Raw genomic sequence first — 17,198 nt, forward strand, 5'->3', positions numbered from 1 at the left:
GAGGAGCGTGGCTACTCGACAACGACTACGTAGGCGTCGTGTGATTCGGCCCAGTCGGTTGCCGCAGCGACCATCGCGTCTTGGTCGCTGGTGCCTGCCAGCTCGGTCCCGCCGGATTCGTCGACGGAGGAGATCGTGCCCCAAGCGCCGAAGTCTCGGTAGACGATGACGACGGTGCGACCAATCTCGTTCGCGTATGAGCTTGCGACCTCGCGGATGCTTCTTACGCCCGCCATGGGCGCAAACTCGTCGTCGGTCTGGGTCTGGGCCGCGCCGGGCGCTGCGTCGGCGACGATCTGGTCGATGACCGGCAGCGGGAGAGGTTGCCCGGGTGTCACGACGACGACGGTGCCATCGTGAAGGTTGATGTCGCGGGGTGCGTTTCTCGCGAGTACCTGCTTCTCGAACTCGGAAAGCTCACCGTCTCCGTCCGTGTCCCCTTCGATTGGCGCGGGGACCGCCGAAGCGGCTGCGTTCGGGGTATCGGTGGCGGGCAAGAACGAATTGGCCACCGTGGTACAGCCGGTGAGCAGGGGAAGCATCAGCAGCGCGGTGAGGGCGACGCTGCCGGTTCGGGCCTTCAGCATGCGGCGAATCTATCGCCTGCGGCCAACTTGCAAGCCCGGCCGCCCATCGATCACGACAAGCAGCCCCTAAACCCGCAAGCCGGTCCATGGGCGCGCGCTTTGATGGCGATTCTCGTCATGCCGTCCAAAGCGTCGAGGAACTCGCGCGGATTTCCTATCCGAGGTCCTCGAAGGTGTCCTCGCCGGGGCGCCAGACCATCCACGATCCGTCGTGAAAGCCCATGATCTCCGCAATCTCGACGTAGACCTCATCCGCGTTCGGATTAATAAGCAGGGAGCCTGTGTCGAGAACGACGCGAAGCCCGGTACCTGATGCTTCACTCGTGGATAGCACGACCCCGGGTGTCAGTCGGCGCAGAGCATCTGCGTAGCCCAAGTCGGACTCGCGCCACGACCGCGCATCCACCTCGACAACCGGCCACACGTAGCTGTTCAGGGTGACAGGACTTCCCGCACCTGGCGTGCCGTCGAAGCGAAACTGCACAGAGTCGTTGAGGACGAACTCGACGGAATACATCCGGTCGCCGACCATGCGCGGAAGCAGCTCGTTTGGAACGTACGTCTCTGATGGCAACTCAGCCAGTCCCTTCTCGACGTGCCCATCATGCCCGATCGGGCTCTGCGAGGCTCAGACGACTGCCTCCGGACCGGACCGGACCGGATCGGACCGGCGCCGCAACCCGATTCCGCCCGCAAGCCGGTCGCGCTGCGCATCAGGGGCCTTGGGTCCGGCTCCCTCTGCCATGGCTGTGTGCGTTTGACCCGCCCCGTAACCATTCCCGCGCGGGTGCCTGATACGGGACACATCGAGTGTTTCGAATCCTCGGGATTCGAGGCGTCTCGACGGTCGTCCGCCGGTCTCGGGAGGCAACGGGGGAACGCTGCGCGACCGGGCCTTCCCGTGTTGAGCCTCAGCGGCGACGACGTCGACACATCGGCTCCGATGGGATCGATGCTGTTCACGATCTTGGCTGCCCTGGCACAGATGGAACACGACGTCGAACGCCTACGAATCGTCGACTCGATCAGCAAACGCCGCGACGTCGGGAAAGAGGAAGCGACACGGTTCGATCACCGGACGCCGCCAAGTCGCGCCGAACTCCACACGCGCCGGGGCTCAACCCGCGCCCAGGTTCAGCCGGCGTCTCCGCTCACGGCACCGCCGCCCGACCCGGCCGCTGCGGCGCGGGCCGCGGCGGCCGCGCGCTCGACCCATTTCGGGGTGTCGCCGAACCGCTGCGGGGCGATGAGGAGACCGGCCGCGCTGTCGTCGATGAGCTGCTGGAGGCGCCGCTCGCGCGTGGCCTCCTGCTTGGCCGAGATCACCCAGTGCACGGCCATGCGCCGGTAGGTGGCCGTCGCCTGCTCGAGGAACGCGGATGCCGCGGGGTTCGCCTCGAGCCTCGCCGCCGCCTCGGGCGGCAGCTGCTCGTCGACCGACTCGTGCGAGTACACGCCGGTGCGGTCGGCCCGACGCCGCTCGTAGGCGGCCAGCCCGGCGGGGTGCATGCGCCCTTCGGCGGTGAGCCGCTCGACGTGGGCGATGTTGACGGCAGACCAGATGCTCGTGGACTTGCGCGGCGACCAGCGTTGGCGACGGGCGTCGTCGTCGATGCGCTGGGAGACGGAGTCGATCCAGCCGAAGCAGAGCGCCTCCGGCACGGCCTCGGCCCAGGTGAGGCCGGGGTTCTCGACGTGCTTCTTGTTGAGGCCCATCCAGAGTTCGGGCGCCGAGTCGTGGTTCGCCTCGAGCCAGGCGCGAAACTCCGCCGCATCGGCGAAGAAGAGCGCCGGGCGCTCGGGCGTGCCTCCGGGGGTGCCGATCGATGAGGGCATGCGCTCAGTCTGTCAGCGGCCGCCGACACCGGGGCGGCGACCAGCGGTGCCGGATGCGGCGGCGGCTGCAGCGACCTCTGGATGCTCGGCCGGGAGCCCGTGCCGCTTGCCGTCGCGCAGCAGGGCGAGGTTGCGGGACTCCCAGTCGCGCATCTCCTGGCGCACGCCCTCGAGGATCCGGCTCTCGGGGCAGGCCGGCAACGGCTTGCCGCACGAGCAGGCGCCGGGCTTGCGTGGGTCGGGGTGGTGGAACGCCTGCAGCTGCCACAGGGCGACCATGGCTCGATCGAGACGCCGGTTCGTCAGCTCGGTGGCCCGCTCGGCACGGCGCACGAGCTCGCCCTCGAGGTCGCGCCGCAGCGCGGCTCCGGTCTCACCCGATCCGTCGATCGCGCCGGCCCGCAGCTGGTCGCGCTCGGCGGTGAGCGAGCCGATCGTCGCCGCAGCCTCGGCTGCCGCCTCGTCGGCACCGGTCCGCGCGTCGGCGGCCGCGGCATCCCGAGCCTCGACGATGGACCGCCACAGCGAGACGTGCTCGCGATCGCGACGCTCGGCCTTGTCGTCGCCCAGGTGGCGACGACAGTGCTTGCAGACGACGTGGTCGGTGGGCGAGGCGAACACGAAGTGCTGCACGGACTCGCAGCAGAGGCAGCGCGCCTCGACGTCGGTGTGCAGCGGGAAGGAGTGCGGCATGCTCAGTCCCGGTTCCTCGTGCGGTCGCTCCTGGCGAGGAACGTGGCCGCCACGATCGTCGCGAGGCACAGCACGACCGGCCCGACGGTCTTCGCGACGTCGCCCTGCAGCGCTCCGATGTAGGCGTCGATGCCCTGCACGATCGTCATGGCGACGGCGACCGCGAGCAGCGCGGCATCCGATCGGAACATCGGCGCGACGAGTGCGAGCACGACCAGCGCGATGCTGCGGGATGCCGCGTACAGCGCGTCCGTCGCCTCCAACCCGCCGTCGACCACGGCGACGATCGCGAACGTCACGCTCACGGCGGCGCTGATCAGCGTGATGGCGTAGCAGATCCAGAAGGCGGCCCCACGGGCAGCGGTGCGCGTCGTTTCGCTCATGGCCTCAGCGTGGACGACGCGCGGGCGCCGGTCAAGCGAGGCGGCGGCGCGGCCTCAAGCCGAGCCACGACCTGCGCGGTGCGCCGCTCGGCGCACGGTCGGCGCCGAGCTCTCCCTCGAGGATGCGCTCGCGCTGCTCGCGGCGGCGCTCGAGATCACGCGTGATGCGCGCCTCCTCGGACTGCTGGAGATGGAGGTAGCTGAGTTCCGAGATCATCATGTCGACTCCCTGTTCGTCTGGAGTCGACGTTCGTCGCTGAGGTGGTGGGCGCGTATGGGGCGATCGCCCTATTCGCTCGGGGCCCGCCACCGGCATCCGCTCGATCAGGCGCGACGGGCGATCAGGCGCGACGGGCGCTCAGGCGACGGGCGCTCAGGCCCGGCCGGTGAAGACCGGCTTGCGCTTCTGCTGGAACGCCGCGAAGCCCTCGCGGTAGTCGTCGGTGTCGCAGAGTGCGGCCTGGGCGCGGTTCTCGTCGGCCATCGACGCCCAGAGTCCGAGCCGGTCGTCGCGGAGCGACGCGACGAGCGCCTTCGAGGCGATGAACGCCTGCGTGGCCCCGGTCGCCGCGACCCGTGCCGCGGAGCGGGCGGCATCCGTCACCTCGTCGGCGGGGAAGACCCGGGAGAACAGCCCGGCGGCCACGGCCTCGGCGCCCGACATGAGCCGGCCCGTGACGATGAGGTCCATGGTGCGGTGCGCGCCGAGGCGCTCGACGAAGAGCGCGTGCCCGCCCGAGTCGAGCGTCGCGCCGAGGTTCGCGAACGGCGAGCCGATCTTCGCGGTGTCGGCGACGTAGACGATGTCGCTTGCCACGAGCAGCCCGAGCCCGACGCCCAGGCACGCGCCGTGGGCGACGGCGAAGGTCGGCACGGGCAGCGCGGCCATGCGCTCGAGCAGCGGCTGCACGCGCCCCCCGAGGTAGCCCAGCACGTCGTCGTCGCGAGGGTCGACACCCGCGATGTCGCGTCCGGCGCAGAACGCGCGCCCCTCGCCGCGGAGCACGAGGGCGCGCACCTCGCCGGTGCTGGCGAGCCGCTCGGCCTCGGCGTACGCGCCCGCGAGCTCGTCGAGCGCCTGCTCGTCGAGCGCGTTGAGCTTGTCGGGCGCGTTCAGCACGATCTCGGCGACGCCGTCGGCCACGGTGATCTCGATCATCGTCGATCCCTTCTCGGTGGTTCGGTTCGCGGTGGTGCGTCCAGCGCGATCACCTCTCGTGCCCCGCTCACGCCCGACCCGGCGCTCACACGTCGTAGTCGACCGTGACGCGGTCGGAGGTCGGGTGCGACTGGCAGGTGAGCACGTACCCGCGCTCGAGCTCGTCGGGCTCGAGCGCGTAGTTCTCGGTCATCGTGACATCGCCGTCGACGAGCCGGGCGCGGCACGTGCCGCAGACCCCGCCGGCGCACGCGAACGGCACGTCGGGCCGCACGCGCAGGGCCGCGTTGAGGATCGACTCGTGCGCCGAGACCGGGCTCTCGACGGTCGAGGACTGCCCGTCGAGCGTGAACTCGATCGCGAACGTGCGCTCGCCCTGCTGCACCTCGACGGGGCGGCCGCGCTGCGGCTCCACCCGCTCGGCGTCGCTGGTGAACAGCTCGTAGCGCACGTGCTCGGCCGGCACGCCCCGCTCGGCGAGGGTGTCGCGGGCGAGCTGCACGAGCTCGAACGGCCCGCAGAGGAACCACTCGTCGACCGTCTCCGGGCGGATCAGCACGTCGAGCATGGTGCCGAGCTTCTCGGCGTCGATGCGGCCCGACAGCAGCGGCGCGGTGCGCTGCTCGCGCGAGAGCACGTGGTGCAGCGCGATCCGCGAGGGGTAGCGGTCCTTCAGCTCGGCGAGCTCCTCGAGGAACATCACGTCGAGGGTCGACCGGTTCGTGTAGATCAGTTCGAACTCGGATGTCGCCGAGCGGGCCAGCACCGTGTGGGCGAGCGCCATGAGCGGGGTGATGCCCGATCCTGCGGCGATCGCGACGATGTGCTTGCCGTCGAGCGCGTCGAGGGTCGAGGTGAAGGTGCCCTGCGGACTCATCACGTCGAGCGCGTCGCCGGCCTTCAGCTCGGCGTTCGCCCAGGTCGAGAAGATGCCGCCGAGGTCGCGCTTGATGCCGACCGAGATGGTGCCGGTGCCGTCGGCGGAGCGCTCGGGCGGGCGGCAGATCGAGTAGCTGCGGCGGCGCTCGTGCCCCTCGAGCTCGGTGCGGAGGGCCACGTACTGGCCGGGCAGGTAGGCGTACTCGTCGGCGAGCTCGGCGGGCACCGCGAACGTCACCTCGACGGCGTCGGCGGTGAGCGGTCGCACCTCGGCGACCTCGAGCGTGTGGAACCTCGCACGACGGCGCTTCGGCAGGTGGCCGCCGCCCACGGTGGAGGCGAGGAACGCCTCGGCCGCGGCATCCGAAGCCCCGCTCGTGATCGGGGCCGACGTCGTCGTCGACCCGAGGTTGCGCGCGGCCATCAGAGCACCTTGAAGTAGTCGAAGGGCTCGAGGCAGTCGAGGCACTCGTAGAGCGCCTTGCACGAGGTCGAGCCGAAGCGGGCGAGTTCGCGCGTGTGCAGCGAGTCGCAGCGCGGGCACTTGACCGCGAGCTGCACGCGCACGGGGCCGGCGTCGCGCGCAGCCGCTCGACCCGTCGGCGCCTGGATGCCGTAGCGGCGCAGCTTCGCCTTGCCGCTCTCGCTCATCCAGTCGGTGGTCCAGGCGGGGGCGAGCACGAGGTCGACGTGCACGTCGTCGTACCCGGCGTGCGTGAGCGCGAGCAGCACGTCGTCGCGCATGGCGTCGAGTGCGGGGCATCCGCTGTACGTGGGCGTGAGCTGCACGCGCACGACGCCGTCGTCGGCGACCTCGACCGAGCGCAGCACGCCCAGATCCTCGATCGTGAGCACCGGGATCTCGGGGTCGGTCACGGTCGCGGCCACCCGCCACGCGGCGGCATCCACCGGTCGAGTGGGGCGCACGGCGACGGTCTCCGCCGGTCGAGGAGCGCCCGACGCAGGAGGACGCGTCTCGAGACCCGCCTCCGAGGTCTCGAGACGCTCGCTGGCGCTCGCTCCTCGACCGGCGACCTCGGGGCCGGCGACCGCGGTCACCACGACGCCCCCGGGTGCTGGCGTGCGAGCACCTGCATCTCGGCGAGCAGCGGCCCGAGGTGCTCGGTGTGCCGGCCCTCGCGTCCGCCACCGGAGGCGATGAACGCGGTGCGACCGGTGGGCCGTTCGAGCCCGGCCTCGGCGAACACGGCGTCGACCGCCGCCTCGAACGCGGGGCGCAGGGTCGACGGCAGCACGGCGACGCCGTCGTCCGCCAGCCGCGCGGTGAGCTCGTCGTCGACGAACAGCTCGTCGACGTACGGCCAGGTGTCGGTCACCGCGACGATCATGCGGCGACGGGACTCGTCGGTGCCGCCCGCGAGGCGCAGCACCCACTGCACGGCGTGGTCGCGGTGGTAGTCGACCTCTTTCACCGACTTCGCCGCGATGGCCGCGATCGTCGCGTCGGTCGAGGACTCGAGCGCGCGGTAGAGCTCGTACAGGTACAGCGAGGCGACGAGCTGGCGGGCGATCGTGTGCGCGAAGTCGCCGTTGGGCTGTTCGAACAGCCACGCGTTGCGGAACTCGGGCTCGCCGCGCCAGTAGGCGAGGTCGTCCTCCGAGCGCCCGGTCGCCGTTCCGGCGTAGTGCAGCAGGGAGCGCGCGTGGCCGATGAGGTCGAGGCCGATGTTGCCGAGCGCGACGTCCTCCTCGAGCTCTGGGGCGCGCGTGATCCACATGCCGAGCTGCTGGGCGAGCACGAGGGCGTCGTCGCCGAGGCGCATGGCGTACTCCGCGGCATCCGTCGACGCCACGCGACCGGCACCCGTGATGCCGGAGCCCGCGAGCTCCTCGGCGAGCGCGAGCTCGTCGACCGTGACCGAGCCGTGGAGGTCGTGGCCGGCGTCGTGGCCCGTGTCGTGCCCGGCATCGTGCAGGGAGGGCGCGCTCACAGGTGCTTCACCCCTTCGCTCTTCGTGTAGTAGACGGCGTGGCGGTAGTTCTTGCCTGCGGGGCTCTCGAAGAAGGCGCCCTTCGCGTCGGGGTCGCTCGTGGTGATCGCCTCGGCGGGCACCACCCAGATCGAGATGCCCTCGTTGCGGCGCGTGTAGAGGTCGCGCGCGTTGCGCACGGCCATGTCGGAGTCGGGCGCGTGCAGCGAGCCGACGTGCACGTGGCTGAGGCCGCGGTTGGCGCGCACGAAGACCTCCCACAGGGGCCAGGGTTCGGTTCCCATCTCACCGGGGGTGCTCATCACGCCACCGCCCCGGATGCCGCGAGCTGGCGCTCGGACTGCTTGCGGGCGTACTCGGCGGCCGCCTCGCGCACCCAGGCTCCCTCGTCGTGCGCCTCGCGGCGTCGGCGGATGCGCTCGGCGTTGGCGGGGCCGCGGCCGGCGAGCACCTCGTCGAACTCGGTCCAGTCGATCTCGCTCATCGCGTAGAGCCCCGTCTCCTCGTTGAAGCGCAGGTTCGGGTCGGGCAGCGTCACGCCCATGACCTCGGCCTGCGGCACGAGCATGCCGACGAAGCGCTGGCGCAGGTCGTCGTTCGAGAAGCGCTTGATGTTCCACGCCATCGACTGGGCGGAGTTCGGCGACTGGTCGTCGGGCGGACCGAACATCTGCAGGGCCGGCCAGTACCAGCGGTTCACGGCATCCTGCGCCATCTGCCGCTGCGCCTCGGTGCCCTGCATCAGCTCGAGCAGGATCTCGAAGCCCTGTCGCTGGTGGAAGGACTCCTCCTTGCAGATGCGCACCATCGCCCGGCCGTACGGGCCGTACGACGCGCGGCAGAGCGGCACCTGGTTGCAGATCGCGGCGCCGTCGACGAGCCATCCGATGGCACCCATGTCGGCCCAGGTCGGCGTCGGGTAGTTGAAGATCGACGAGTATCGTGCGCGCCCCTCGATGAGCTGGTTCATCATCTCGTCGCGCGTGATGCCGAGCGTCTGCGCAGCCGAGTAGAGGTAGAGGCCGTGGCCGGCCTCGTCTTGCACCTTCGCCATGAGGATCGCCTTGCGCTTGAGGCTCGGTGCGCGCGTGATCCAGTTGGACTCGGGCTGCATGCCGATGATCTCGGAGTGCGCGTGCTGGCTGATTTGGCGGATCAGCGTCTTGCGGTACGCCTCGGGCATCCAGTCGCGGGGCTCGATGCGCGAGTCCGCCGCGATGAGGTCGTTGAACTGCGTCTCCTCGGGCGAGGGCTCGCGTTCGACCACGCTGAGGTCAGCGGGTGAGGTCATCGTCGACTCCTGTGTTGTTCACGTGCCTGTGGTGTTCTCGGGCGCGGTGCCGGCGGCATCCGTTCGTCTCTGAACATAATACTAACCGATCGTTCAGTTAGTATATAGTCGGAGTTGCGCCGCAGCAATGGCGCCCGGAACTCGACGAGGAGCTTCACATGACGGATGATCTCGAGACGCCGCTGGCGCGGCTCCTCGATCCAGCGGCCGCGACTGCCTCCGCCCCGATCAACCGCGAGATGATGCAGCGCGACCGCGCTGCGGCATCCCTCGGCCTCGTCGTCGAGCGCGACGACCCGGGTCATGCCGTGGTCTCCATGCGCGTGCGCGAGGACATGACGAACGGGTTCGCCATCACCCACGGCGGCTTCGTGTTCGCGCTCGCCGACACGGCCTTCGCGATCGCCTGCAATGAAGACGAGCACGTCACGGTCGCCGCTGGCGCCGACATCGCGTTCCTGAAGTCCACCACCGCCGGTCAGACCCTGACCGCGACGGCCGTGCGACGAGCCCGGTCGGGCCGCACCGGCATCTACGACGTCACGGTCGTCGACGAGCACGGCGAACCGGTCGCCGAGTTCCGCGGGCGCTCGATCTCCACCAACCGAACCTTCTGACCTGTCCGCGAACCAGGAGCATCACGTGTCGACGACGACCCTCTCCCCCAGCACGACCACCACGACCGCGCGTGCGAGCGTCTCCGGACTCGTGCCCGCGGCATCCGACGCCCTCGATGCCGAGGAGCGCCTGACGCGGGCCGAACTCGAGGCGCTGCAGCTCGAGCGACTGCAGCAGACCGTGCGCCACGCCTACGCGAACGTGCCGCTCTACACCCGCAAGTTCGATGAGGCGGGCGTGCACCCCGACGACATCCGGTCGCTGGCGGATGTCGCGAAGCTGCCGTTCACGACCAAGGCCGACCTGCGCGAGACCTACCCGTTCGGCATGTTCGCGGTGCCGATGGAGCAGGTCGCGCGCATCCACGCGTCGAGCGGCACGACCGGGCGGCCGACCGTCGTCGGCTACACCAAGGGCGACCTCGAGCGCTGGGCCTCGTTGGTGGCCCGCTCGCTGCGCGCGAGCGGCATCCGGCCTGGCATGAAGGTGCACAACGCCTACGGCTACGGCCTGTTCACGGGCGGCCTCGGCGCGCACGCGGGCATCGAGGCGCTCGGCGCGACCGTCATCCCGATGTCGGGCGGCCAGACGGCCAGGCAGGTGCAGCTCATCATGGACTTCGAGCCCGACGCGATCCTCTGCACGCCCAGCTACCTGCTCACGATCGCCGACGCCATGGTCGAGGCCGGCATCGACCCGCGCTCGACGTCGCTCAAGGTCGCGGTGCTCGGCGCCGAGCCCTGGACGAACGAGATGCGCCACGAGCTCGAGGAGCGCCTCGGCGTCGACGCGCTCGACATCTACGGCCTCAGCGAGGTCATGGGCCCCGGCGTCGGCAACGAGTGCCTCGAGACGAAGGACGGCCCCCACATCTGGGAGGACCACTTCCTGCCCGAGATCATCGACGGCGACTCGGGTGCGGTGCTCCCCGACGGCGAGATGGGCGAGCTCGTGTTCACGTCGCTCACGAAAGAGGCGTTCCCGGTCATCCGGTACCGCACGCGCGACCTCACGCGCCTGCTGCCGGGCACCGCGCGCCCCGCGATGCGCCGCATCGAGAAGATCACCGGCCGCAACGACGACATGATCATCCTGCGCGGCGTGAACCTGTTCCCGACGCAGATCGAGGAGATCGTGCTCGGCATCGAGCACCTGACGCCGCACTTCATCCTCGAGCTGTCGAAGGCCGGGCGCATGGACACCATGAAGGTGCGCATCGAACGCCACCCCGACCTCTCGCGCGAGACGTGCGAGGCGGCATCCGTGGTGCTCGCGAAGAAGATCAAGGTGCTCATCGGCTCGACCGTCGAGGTGCAGCTCGAGGAGCCCGGCGCACTGCCGCGCAGCGAGGGCAAGTACAAGCGCGTGTACGACCTGCGGAACGCCTGAGCCGCCGGTTCGCCGGGCGGCCTGAGCGCCGAGGCGTCCCGCATGCCCGGCCCGCGGCATCCGGAGCTCTGCGATGGTGTGGCGAGGCGTGGCGAATTCAGGACGGCGCGGCCGAATGCGGCGTGTCGTCACCAGCCCGACGGCGCGTCGCCTCGCCGCTCCTGAATAGTCGACGAGGCGCGGGGCCAACCGACCGTTCGGATGGGAAGATGACTGCGATGCCAGAGAACACCTCACTCCGACGCGGGCGCCCCGGCTACGACCAGCAGGGTATCCTCGACGTCGCCGTCGCCGCCTTCAACGAGTACGGGTACGACGCGACCTCCATGGGCGTGCTCGCCGAGCGGCTCGGCCTCTCGAAGTCGGCGATCTACCACCACTTCACCTCGAAGGACGAGATCCTCGATCGCGCGCTCGACTCGGCCCTGGCCGCGCTCGAGGGCGTGCTCGAGGGGGCGGATGCCGCGGGCGGGCGCGCTGCAGACCGGCTCGACCTCGTGCTGCGCGGCGCCGTGCACGTGCTCGTCGAACGTCTGCCCTCGGTCACGCTGCTGCTGCGGGTGCGCGGCAACACCGAGGTGGAGCGGCGCGCGCTCGAACGCCGACGCGCGTTCGACCGTCGGGTCACCGCGCTCGTGTCCGAGGCGCAGGCCGAGGGGTCGCTCCGCAGCGACCTCGACGCGAGCGTCGTGGCGCGCCTCACATTCGGCATGATCAACTCGCTCGTCGAGTGGTATCGCCCGGGCGGCACCGAGACCGCCGACCGACTCGCCGACGACGTCGTCGCGGTCGCCCTCGACGGGTTGCGCATGCCGACCTCGAACCGCGTCGAGGACCTGCTGGGCTGACCGGGCGGCAGCGGCTACCGCCGTGGCCCGTTCGCCCCGGCCTGCCGGTCGCGTATCGCACAGGCGCTTGTCGGCGGCATCCGACAGAGTGGGCTCCATGACCCATGCAGACCCCGTGCCCTCCGACCTGCATGCGGCGGCGCTCGGCGCCCTGCGCGAACTCGTGGGGCGCGACGACGCGACCTTCCACGACGGGCAGTTCGAGGCGATCCGGGCGCTCGTCGAGGGGCGCAGGCGGGCGCTCGTGGTGCAGCGCACGGGCTGGGGCAAGTCGGCGGTGTATTTCGTCGCGACGCTGCTGCTGCGGCGCGAGGGGGCCGGGCCGACCGTGCTCGTCTCGCCGCTGCTCGCCCTCATGCGCGACCAGATCGCGGCCGCCGAGCGGGCGGGCGTGCGCGCGGTGGCCATCAACTCGACGAACGCGCACGAGTGGGCCGACGTGCTGGCGGCGCTCGACCGCGACGAGGTCGACGTGCTGCTCGTCTCCCCCGAGCGCCTGAACAACCCGTCGTTCCGCGAGCAGCAGCTGCCGGCGCTCGTGCAGCGCATGGGCATGCTCGTCGTCGACGAGGCGCACTGCATCAGCGACTGGGGCCACGACTTCCGGCCCGACTACCGGCGCCTGCGCGACCTCATCGCGCAGATGCCGGCCTCGGTGCCCGTGCTCGCGACCACGGCCACGGCCAACAGCCGGGTCGTGGCGGATGTCGCCGAGCAACTCGGGTCGACCGCGGCCGGCGGTGATGCGGGCGAGGGCGTGCTCACGATCCGCGGGCCCCTCGCCCGCACCTCGCTGCGCCTCGGCGTGCTGCGACTGCCCGACTCGGCGAGCCGGCTCGCGTGGCTGCTCAGCCACCTCGACGACCTGCCGGGGTCGGGCATCATCTACACGCTCACGGTGTCGGCCGCGACCGACATCGCCAGGGTGCTGCGCGAGCGAGGCCACGAGGTGCGCGCCTACACGGGGCAGACCGATCCCGACGAGCGCGAGGAGTCCGAGGGCATGCTGAAGCGCAACGAGGTCAAGGCGCTCGTGGCCACGAGCGCGCTCGGCATGGGCTTCGACAAGCCCGACCTCGGGTTCGTGCTGCACCTCGGCGCCCCGTCGTCGCCCGTCGCGTACTACCAGCAGGTCGGCCGCGCAGGCCGTGCGAGCGAGAGCGCCGACGTGCTGCTCATGCCCGGCACCGAAGACCGTGCGATCTGGCACTACTTCGCCACGGCGTCGATGCCCGATGAGGAGCGCGCGCACCGGGTCATCGGCGAGCTGTCGGACGTGCCGCTGTCGACGCCGGCGCTCGAGGCCAGGGTCGACATCCGCCGCACCCCGCTCGAGCTCCTGCTCAAGGTGCTCGACGTCGACGGCGCGGTGCGTCGCGTGTCGGGCGGGTGGGTCGCCACCGGCGAGCCGTGGCGGTACGACGCCGAGCGGTACGCGCGCATCGCGGCCGAGCGCGAGGCCGAGCAGCAGCACATGATCGACTACGAGCAGACTGACGGCTGCCGCATGGAGTTCCTCCAGCGCTCGCTCGACGACGAGACGGCGGCGCCCTGCGGCCGCTGCGACAACTGCGCCGGCGTCTGGTACCCGGGCGACCTCGCCGAGGGCGCGGCCGAGGCGGCATCCGGAGCCCTCGATCGCGTCGGCGTTCCCGTCGAGCCGCGCAAGGCGTGGCCGACCGGCGCCGACCGGCTCGGCGTGCCCGTCAAGGGCCGCATCGCCCCGGGCGAGCAGGCCGGCGAGGGCCGGGCGCTTGCGCGTCTGACCGACCTCGGCTGGGGCGGCACGCTCCGCGAGGTCTTCGCGGCGGGTGCGCCCGACGCACCGGTCAACCCCCAGATGCTCGACGCCTGCGTGCGCGTGCTCGCCGACTGGGGCTGGGCCGAGCGCCCGGTCGCGGTCGTCTCGATGCCCTCGCGCTCGCACCCCGAGCTCGTGCGCTCGCTCGCCGAAGGCCTCGCGCGCATCGGCCGGCTGCCCTACCTCGGCGCACTCGCCCCCGCGAACGGCGGCCCGAGCGGACAGCCCGGCGGCAACAGCGCCTTCCGCCTGGCCGGCGTCTGGCAGCGGTTCTCCACCGAAGGGCTCGACGTGCCGAGCGGCGGGGTGCTGCTCGTCGACGACCTCGCCGACAGCAAGTGGTCGCTCACCGTCGCGGCGCGCGAACTGCGACTGGCCGGCGCCACCTCGGTGCTGCCGTTCGTGCTCGCGCTGCGCGGCTGACGCGCCCACCGGCCCGCGCCGCATCGGGTACCGCCGTCGTCCTCGAACTCCACGACCGACCCTCGTGCCTCGCGCGAGCCGCGCACAACTCAGCCGTCGACCACCGCGTCCCAGAGTCCACAGTGCGCGCCCCACCGCCCACCGGCCACCCGTTGAGGGCCCAAAGCTCATGTCTGAGCCCCGCCCAACCCACGCTCCACACCGATCCGGATTTCGAATGCCAGTTCCGCCTCACTGAGGCGGAACTGACATTCAGTTGCCGAGAGGATCAGGCGGGCGCCACGACGGCAGAGCAGGTATCGAGCGTCGTGGACAGGCCACGAACCGCAACAGCCAGCACGACCACGACCACGATCACGACGATGCCGCCTACGCGGCCGGCTCGAGCTCCTTCGCCACGAGGGTGAGCACGTCGTAGCTCGCCACGAGCTCGTCGTGCTGGTTGCGCAGCACCGCGTCCCAGCGCACCTCGCCGTACTCGTCGGTCTCGCGGGGCGTGATCTGCTTGGCCGTGAGCTCCACGCGAATCGTGTCGCCCGGGGAGACGGGCGTCACGAAGCGCAGGTTCTCGAGTCCGGAGTTCGCGAGCACGGGCCCGGGTGCGGCGTCCACGAAGAGTCCGGCTGCCCACGACACGAGCAGGTAGCCGTGCGCGACCCGGCCAGGGAAGAACGGGTTGGCTGCGGCCGACGCCTCGTCCATGTGGGCGTAGAACGTGTCGCCCGTGAAGTGCGCGAACGTCTCGATGTCCTCGAGCGTCACGGTGCGCGAGCCGGAGACGACCTGGTCGCCGATGCGCAGCTCGGCGAGCGACTTGCGGAACGGATGCGGCTGGCCGGCCTCGGCGAACGGCGTCGAGGCCGCACCGGCGTGCCACACCCCGGTGAGGGCGGTCAGCATCTCGGGCGAGCCCTGCACAGCCGTGCGCTGCATGTGGTGCAGCACCGCGCGGATGCCGCCGAGCTCCTCGCCGCCGCCGGCGCGACCGGGTCCGCCGTGCACGAGATTCGGCAGCGGCGAGCCGTGGCCCGTCGAGGTGCGGGCGTCGTCGCGGTCGAGCAGCAGCAGTCGCCCGTTGTAGGCCGCGATGCCCGAGGCGAGCGCGACGGCGACCGCGGGGTCGTGCGTCGCGACGCTCGTGACGAGCGATCCGCCGCCGCGCGCCACGAGCCGCACAGCCTCGTCGACGGTGTCGTAGCCGACGATCGACGTCACGGGCCCGAACGCCTCGACCTCGTGCAGGGCGGGGCTCGCGGCATCCGCGAACCTGAGCATCACCGGTTCGACGAAGGCACCGTCGGCCGCCTCACCGGTCGAGCCGTCGGCGAGTCGCACGCTCGGGGCGTCGGTCGAGCCGATCACGACCTCGCCGCCCTCACCGGCGAGCCGGCGCACCTGCCGCAGCACCTCGTCGCGCTGCTCGAGTGACGCGAGCGGGCCCATGGTGACGCCCTCGGCGCGCGGGTCGCCGATCACGATGCGTTCGGCGATCCGCGCTCGCACCGCCTCGATGACCCCGTCGACGGATGCCGCGGGCACGACGGCCCGGCGAATGGCGGTGCACTTCTGCCCCGCCTTCGTGGTCATCTCTGCGACGAGCTGCTTCACGTACGCGTCGAACTCCGGCGTGCCGGCGACCGCGTCGGGGCCGAGCACCGAGGCGTTGATCGAGTCGGTCTCGCTCGTGAAGCGCACGCCGCCGGTCTGCACGGAGTCGTTCGCACGCAGTCGCTCGGCCGTCGAGGCCGACCCGGTGAACGCGACGAGGTCACCGAGTCGCAGGTGGCCGAACAGCCCGGGCACGCTGCCGGAGACGAGCTGCAGCGAGCCATCGGGCAGCAAACCGGACTCCACGAGGATGCGCACGAACGCCTCGGCGAGGTATCCGGTCGGCGTCGCGGGCTTGACGAGGCTGGGTACCCCGGCGAGGAACGCGGGCGCGAACTTCTCGAGCGAACCCCACACCGGGAAGTTGAAGGCGTTGATCTGCACGGCGACGCCCGGGAGGCGCGTGTAGATGTGCCGCCCGAGGAACGAGCCGTCCTTCGAGAGCTGCTCGACGCCACCGTCGACGTAGACCTGCGCGTTCGGCAGCTCGCGCCTCCCCTTCGAGGAGTACGCGAAGAGCACGCCGATGCCGCCGTCGATGTCGACCCACGAGTCCTGCTTCGTGGCGCCCGTGCGACTGGACAGCTCGTAGAGCTCCTGCTTGCGTTCGGTGAGCGCGAGGGCCATCTGCTTGAGCAGCACCGCGCGCTGGTGGAATGTCAGCGCGCCGAGCGATCGCTGGCCGACCGTGCGAGCGAATTCCAGCGCCGCGCCGAGGTCGAGGCCCTCGGTCGACACCCGCGCCACGACCTCACCGGTCGACGCGTCTCGCACCTCGGTCGCAGGGGTTTCGGATGTCGCGGCAGCCGTCGTGCCGGCCGGCGACCCTGCGGCATCCGGCGCCCACCAGCCGCCGTTCACGTAGCTGGGCAGGATCTCGGTCATCTGCATTCCTTTCACGGACTGGCCCATCACGGGGTGTCCCACACGTAGAAGCCCTCGCCGGTCTTCCGGCCGAGCTTGCCCTCGGCGACCATGCGTCGCATGAGGGCGGGCGGTTCGAACCGCGAGCCGAGCGTCTCGGCGAGGTACTCGGCGATGCCGAGGCGCACGTCGAGGCCCACGAGGTCGGTCAGGCGCAGCGGTCCGACCGGATGCTTGTAGCCGAGCGTCATGGCCTGGTCGATGTCTTCAGCAGAGGCGACGCCCGACTCGAGCATGCGGATCGCCTCGAGGCCGAGCGCGACGCCGAGGCGCGACGAGGCGAAGCCCGGCGCATCGGCGACCACGATGGGCGTCTTGCCGATGGCGCGCACCCAGTCGCGCGCCGCGCCGACCAGCGCCGAGCCGGTCGCGCGCCCGCGCACGATCTCGACGAGCGTCGAGGCGGGAACGGGGTTGAAGAAGTGCATGCCGAGGAACCGCTCGGGGCGGTCGAGCAGCGTGGCGAGCTCGTCGATCGAGATCGACGACGTGTTCGAGGCGAGCGCGGCGTCGTCGGCGAGCACCGCCTCGACCCTGGTGAGGGCGTCGATCTTCAGCTCGAGCTGTTCGGGCACCGCTTCGACGACGAGCCCGCAGCGCGCGAACGCGCCGACGTCGGTGCTCACCGCGAACCGCGCGGCCAAGACCTCGGCGCCCTCGTCGGCGGTGCCCCTGGCGACGGAGGCCGCGACGGACTCGAGCACGCGCTGCTCGGCCGCGCCCGCGGCATCCGCATCGCGTTCGACGACCGTGACGCGGGAGCCGGCGAGGAGGAACGCGTGCGCGATGCCCGCACCCATGCGGCCG

General features: G+C 71.2%; 18 protein-coding genes. 4 read left to right on the top strand and 14 right to left on the bottom strand.

Going from position 1 to position 17,198, the window contains the following annotated elements:
* Positions 1-11: 11 nt before the first annotated feature.
* From ATC03_RS17180 to paaA, 12 genes are all read right to left on the bottom strand, one after another.
* The gene (locus ATC03_RS17180; RefSeq protein WP_067879784.1) at positions 12-587 is read right to left on the bottom strand and encodes a hypothetical protein; all 576 of its coding nucleotides are present in this window, start codon (positions 585-587) and stop codon (positions 12-14) included.
* A gap of 154 nt (positions 588-741) precedes the next feature.
* A complete protein-coding gene (locus tag ATC03_RS17185) occupies positions 742-1,119 on the bottom strand; it encodes a hypothetical protein (protein WP_067879786.1) in 378 nt (125 codons plus the stop codon).
* A gap of 602 nt (positions 1,120-1,721) precedes the next feature.
* Positions 1,722-2,423 (bottom strand): YdeI/OmpD-associated family protein, encoded by a 702-nt coding sequence (locus tag ATC03_RS17190; protein WP_067879789.1) that lies wholly within the window; start codon positions 2,421-2,423, stop codon positions 1,722-1,724.
* Positions 2,424-2,435: 12 nt separating this feature from the next.
* Positions 2,436-3,116 (bottom strand): hypothetical protein, encoded by a 681-nt coding sequence (locus ATC03_RS17195; RefSeq protein WP_067879792.1) that lies wholly within the window; start codon positions 3,114-3,116, stop codon positions 2,436-2,438.
* A gap of 2 nt (positions 3,117-3,118) precedes the next feature.
* Entirely contained in the window at positions 3,119-3,499 is a 381-nt protein-coding gene (locus ATC03_RS20040; RefSeq protein WP_084003587.1) for a hypothetical protein, read from the bottom strand.
* Positions 3,500-3,530: 31 nt separating this feature from the next.
* Positions 3,531-3,719: a hypothetical protein gene (locus ATC03_RS17205; protein WP_067879794.1), complete on the bottom strand. Its 189-nt coding sequence runs from the start codon at positions 3,717-3,719 to the stop codon at positions 3,531-3,533.
* Between the two features lie 153 nt (positions 3,720-3,872).
* A complete protein-coding gene (locus ATC03_RS17210) occupies positions 3,873-4,658 on the bottom strand; it encodes an enoyl-CoA hydratase/isomerase family protein (protein ID WP_067879797.1) in 786 nt (261 codons plus the stop codon).
* An 85-nt stretch (positions 4,659-4,743) separates the two neighbouring features.
* Positions 4,744-5,961 (bottom strand): 1,2-phenylacetyl-CoA epoxidase subunit PaaE, encoded by a 1,218-nt coding sequence (gene paaE, locus ATC03_RS17215; protein ID WP_084003588.1) that lies wholly within the window; start codon positions 5,959-5,961, stop codon positions 4,744-4,746.
* Positions 5,961-6,464: a 1,2-phenylacetyl-CoA epoxidase subunit PaaD gene (gene paaD, locus ATC03_RS17220; protein ID WP_067882513.1), complete on the bottom strand. Its 504-nt coding sequence runs from the start codon at positions 6,462-6,464 to the stop codon at positions 5,961-5,963. The genes paaE and paaD overlap by 1 nt, the downstream gene beginning before the upstream one ends.
* 128 nt (positions 6,465-6,592) lie before the next feature.
* Positions 6,593-7,489: a 1,2-phenylacetyl-CoA epoxidase subunit PaaC gene (gene paaC, locus ATC03_RS17225; protein ID WP_227820150.1), complete on the bottom strand. Its 897-nt coding sequence runs from the start codon at positions 7,487-7,489 to the stop codon at positions 6,593-6,595.
* Positions 7,486-7,791, bottom strand: a complete 306-nt coding sequence (paaB, locus tag ATC03_RS17230; RefSeq protein ID WP_067879799.1) for a 1,2-phenylacetyl-CoA epoxidase subunit PaaB — start codon at positions 7,789-7,791, stop codon at positions 7,486-7,488. The genes paaC and paaB overlap by 4 nt, the downstream gene beginning before the upstream one ends.
* Positions 7,791-8,780 carry a 1,2-phenylacetyl-CoA epoxidase subunit PaaA gene (gene paaA / locus ATC03_RS17235; RefSeq protein ID WP_067879802.1) on the bottom strand — a complete coding sequence of 330 codons (990 nt, stop codon included), beginning with the start codon at positions 8,778-8,780 and terminating at the stop codon, positions 7,791-7,793. The genes paaB and paaA overlap by 1 nt, the downstream gene beginning before the upstream one ends.
* Before the next feature lie 239 nt (positions 8,781-9,019).
* Between paaA and paaI the strand changes: the two genes are divergently transcribed.
* The 4 genes from paaI (at position 9,020) to ATC03_RS17255 (ending at position 13,859) form a co-directional block, all read left to right on the top strand.
* The gene (gene paaI, locus ATC03_RS17240; protein ID WP_198168722.1) at positions 9,020-9,397 is read left to right on the top strand and encodes a hydroxyphenylacetyl-CoA thioesterase PaaI; all 378 of its coding nucleotides are present in this window, start codon (positions 9,020-9,022) and stop codon (positions 9,395-9,397) included.
* A gap of 91 nt (positions 9,398-9,488) precedes the next feature.
* Complete coding sequence (gene paaK, locus ATC03_RS17245) at positions 9,489-10,787, top strand: phenylacetate--CoA ligase PaaK (RefSeq protein WP_067882517.1); 1,299 nt, start codon at positions 9,489-9,491, stop codon at positions 10,785-10,787.
* A 218-nt stretch (positions 10,788-11,005) separates the two neighbouring features.
* A complete protein-coding gene (locus tag ATC03_RS17250; RefSeq protein WP_418118926.1) occupies positions 11,006-11,635 on the top strand; it encodes a TetR/AcrR family transcriptional regulator in 630 nt (209 codons plus the stop codon).
* Between the two features lie 97 nt (positions 11,636-11,732).
* Positions 11,733-13,859 (top strand): RecQ family ATP-dependent DNA helicase, encoded by a 2,127-nt coding sequence (locus ATC03_RS17255; RefSeq protein WP_067879811.1) that lies wholly within the window; start codon positions 11,733-11,735, stop codon positions 13,857-13,859.
* A 369-nt stretch (positions 13,860-14,228) separates the two neighbouring features.
* Here ATC03_RS17255 and paaZ read toward each other — a convergent pair whose 3' ends face one another.
* Together paaZ and ATC03_RS17265 are read right to left on the bottom strand one after the other, a co-directional pair.
* Positions 14,229-16,352 carry a phenylacetic acid degradation bifunctional protein PaaZ gene (paaZ, locus tag ATC03_RS17260; RefSeq protein WP_084003589.1) on the bottom strand — a complete coding sequence of 708 codons (2,124 nt, stop codon included), beginning with the start codon at positions 16,350-16,352 and terminating at the stop codon, positions 14,229-14,231.
* 26 nt (positions 16,353-16,378) lie between these two features.
* Positions 16,379-17,191: a 3-hydroxyacyl-CoA dehydrogenase family protein gene (locus tag ATC03_RS17265; protein WP_067882519.1), complete on the bottom strand. Its 813-nt coding sequence runs from the start codon at positions 17,189-17,191 to the stop codon at positions 16,379-16,381.
* Between the last annotated feature and the right edge of the window lie 7 nt (positions 17,192-17,198).

The organism is Agromyces aureus (assembly GCF_001660485.1).
Taxonomy (GTDB): domain Bacteria; phylum Actinomycetota; class Actinomycetes; order Actinomycetales; family Microbacteriaceae; genus Agromyces; species Agromyces aureus.